The following is a 3,217-nucleotide window of genomic DNA, read 5'->3' as shown; positions in this document are numbered from 1 at the left end:
TATTCTGAGTTTGCGTCATCGTAAATTCATCCTTTATTGATTGTGTTGGAACTTCAATAATACATGAAATTTTACGATGACGTTTTTTTAATGCCTCAGGTGGCTAAGTTCATTATAAAATGCGCCAATAGATTTTTTATCCATATATTCTCGATCAATTTTAATTAATTTTTGTCCAGCTTTTACTTTTTGATTTTCTTCAACCAACAATTGAAAACCTTCTCCATTCAATTCCACAGTGTCTAAACCTATATGAATCATTATTTCTAGACCGTCTCGCCCTTTTATGCCAAGAGCATGTTTAGTCTGAGCAATCATCTCTATTTTTCCATCTATAGGTGAACAAACAAAATTCTCTTCAAAAGTAAAGGCTAATCCATCTCCTAATAATTTATTACTAAACATTTTATCAGGAACGCTTTCTAACTCTAAACATTGACCATTGACTGGTGCCGTAATTTGTATCTCTTTTGTTTTAAAAAAATTAAACATCGAATACTCTCCTTCCTAAACATTTTTTTATAGAACAAAAAAACTCTTCGATAGACATACCAAATAAATGCATCACGCATAGATTTAGGTTAAGCCTCCCGAAGAGTTACAATCCTAATTAAATTAACTTTATACCAATATGATTTGTCAAATTAAGTTAGAATAAAATGCTTCTTGTACATAGCTCAAAAATACTTCGATAGGTGTTTTGTAATTCAAGGATTTTCTTGGAATATGATTACGTTGATTGCTGACGCTTGAAATAAATGGTTGGTCGACTTCTCTAAAATCCATTGATTTTGGTAATCCGTTACGACGTAGAATCCCGTTGGAATTCTCGTTTAATGGACGTTGAGAAGGTGTTCCAGGATCAGCAAAATAAATAGCAATATCATGCTGATTACTGACAGTTTTCCAGTTAGAAAATTCTTTTCCACAGTCAAAGGTAATGGATTTAAAGAAGTTTTTAGGAAAGCGAGAAAACCAACAGTTAAGGGCAGTTTCAATATCTGATGCCTTACGGCCGTTAGGTTTAATCGTGATAATTACTTTAGATAATCTTTCAACCAAAGTAATGACGGCACTTTTATGATGAACGCCAACAATTGTATCACCTTCAAGGTGACCGAATTCAGAATTGAAATCTGGATAATTATCAAGTCGATTATGGATTGAACGCTTAAACTGTTGTTTTCCACGTTTTTCCTGATGGCCATTAGGTTTTCTTTTCCCTTTCATAGGTAGTGTTTCAACATCAAATATTCCTTTAGAAAACAAACGGTAGAGTGTTCTCATACCACATGAAATAGTTAATTCTTGACGCCCAATAATGATGTCAGGCGTCCAACCAAGAGAAACTTTCTCTTTAATGTAATCCACTTCATGAGCAGGTAATTGAATGACTTTTCTACCACATTTTTTCTTATTTTCTTTATACTGATACCAATAATCAAGTGCTGTCTTGCCTAATTTAAATTGATTAACGACCGTATAAATCGTTTGAATAGCGCGTTTCATTCGTTTGGCAATATCAGTCGGTTTAGTCCCTTGAAGAAAATAAGATTCTATCATAGTCAGTTCGTCTATGGTAAGATGTTTGTAGGTCATTTATGGTTTACACTCCTTTGTTTTCTTTGGTCGGAAATACAATTTGAGTGTACCATAAATGGCTTTTTTATTTTTCTAACTTAATTTTACAATTCGCGAACACAAAAAGAGCGTAAGCAAACAAGACTCTCCTCACCTTTGGAGAACATGTCTTGAAAGCTTGCGCCCAACCTTGTTTTTTTATGAAATTAATATAACCTTAACAAAGATATTAACTTTTGTCTACTTCAATGCTAAAAAAATCATCCGTTCTCTTTATTCTAAGGTTCCTAGCAGTATAAAAAATCATTCTTCACTACTATTTCTTGCATTTGAGGAAATAGATGCTCGCATATTCGTATCTGCATGGATGTTTTTTAATGTATAGTAATCCATTGCACCTAACGTTCCCTTTTGTAATGCTTCCGCCATAGCTAATGGAACTTCCGCCTCTGCCTCGACAACTTTCGCGCGCATTTTTTCAACTTCTGCACGCATTTCTTGTTCTTCGGCAACTGCCATGGAACGGCGCTCTTCTGCTTTGGCTTGCGCAATATTTTTATCTGCTTCAGATTGGTCCGTCTGTAATTGTGCACCAATATTGCGCCCCACGTCGACATCGGCAATGTCAATGGACAAAATTTCAAAAGCCGTTCCAGAGTCTAATCCCTTACTTAAAACAGTTTTAGAAATAGCCTCTGGACTTTCCATCACCAAATCATGTCGTTCAGCTGAACCGACTGTGGTGACAATCCCTTCTCCAACACGTGCAATAATTGTGTCTTCTCCCGCTCCACCAACCAGCCGTTCAATATTAGCACGCACAGTTACTTTAGCTTTCACGATAATTTCGATACCATTTTTTGCTACGGCACCAATCATCGGTGTTTCAATTACTTTTGGATTAACCGAGACTTGAACTGCTTCAAAAACGTCTCGTCCAGCTAAATCAATCGCAGCTGCTTTCTCAAACTCTAAATCAATATCTGCGCGATGAGAAGCAATTAACGCATCTATCACACGGTTAACATCTCCACCTGCGAGATAATGTGCCTCTAATTGATCAGTTGTTAAATCTAATCCAGCCTTCGTTGCTTTAATTAGTGGCTGAATAATTTGTCGAGGTGATACTCGTCTTAAACGCATCCCGATTAACGTACCGATACTCACTTTAACTCCTGAAAAATAAGCTGTTATCCACAAACCAATAGGAACAAAACTAAAAAACAAACCAACTACAATCAAAATAAGAATAGCAACTATAACTATCCCAATCGTTCCATTACTAATTCTATCCACTGCATCCTCCTCCTTTTTTCATACATGAATTTACATTCACTATATTATTACTTTATCATAATATATTTTTAACTTTTTAGCTATTCAATTGTGAAGACCTCTTTTCTGTGAATATATTATGATCACTCTATTCGACAGAAATCACTGACTTTTTTTCTATTTACACATAATATTTTACACTCTTATGAAGTAAATTTTTAACAAACTACTTAATACCTGAATAATTCATAGCTCAATATTTAATCTATTTTATCGAACGAATAACCTATTTTGAAATAAGGTCAGGTATTTTCTCTAAAAATAATCTGTTTTCAGACTGTATACTCTTGGATAAAGCTTT

The 3,217-nt window shown here is 34.7% G+C and carries 3 protein-coding genes; all 3 read right to left on the bottom strand.

All coding sequences use genetic code 11. The annotated features are described in order from the left end of the window. Nucleotides 1–87 precede the first annotated feature (87 nt). Nucleotides 88–492, bottom strand: a complete 405-nt coding sequence (locus tag ACWODM_RS16225; RefSeq protein ID WP_455322358.1) for a PTS sugar transporter subunit IIA — start codon at nucleotides 490–492, stop codon at nucleotides 88–90. A 147-nt stretch (nucleotides 493–639) separates the two neighbouring features. Continuing rightward, nucleotides 640–1,599: an IS30 family transposase gene (locus ACWODM_RS16220; RefSeq protein WP_455322357.1), complete on the bottom strand. Its 960-nt coding sequence runs from the start codon at nucleotides 1,597–1,599 to the stop codon at nucleotides 640–642. Nucleotides 1,600–1,884: 285 nt separating this feature from the next. Next, nucleotides 1,885–2,877 carry a flotillin-like protein FloA gene (floA, locus tag ACWODM_RS16215; RefSeq protein WP_455322356.1) on the bottom strand — a complete coding sequence of 331 codons (993 nt, stop codon included), beginning with the start codon at nucleotides 2,875–2,877 and terminating at the stop codon, nucleotides 1,885–1,887. Between the last annotated feature and the right edge of the window lie 340 nt (nucleotides 2,878–3,217).

The organism is Enterococcus olivae (assembly GCF_053760925.1).
This window is presented reverse-complemented; position numbering and strand designations above follow the sequence as displayed.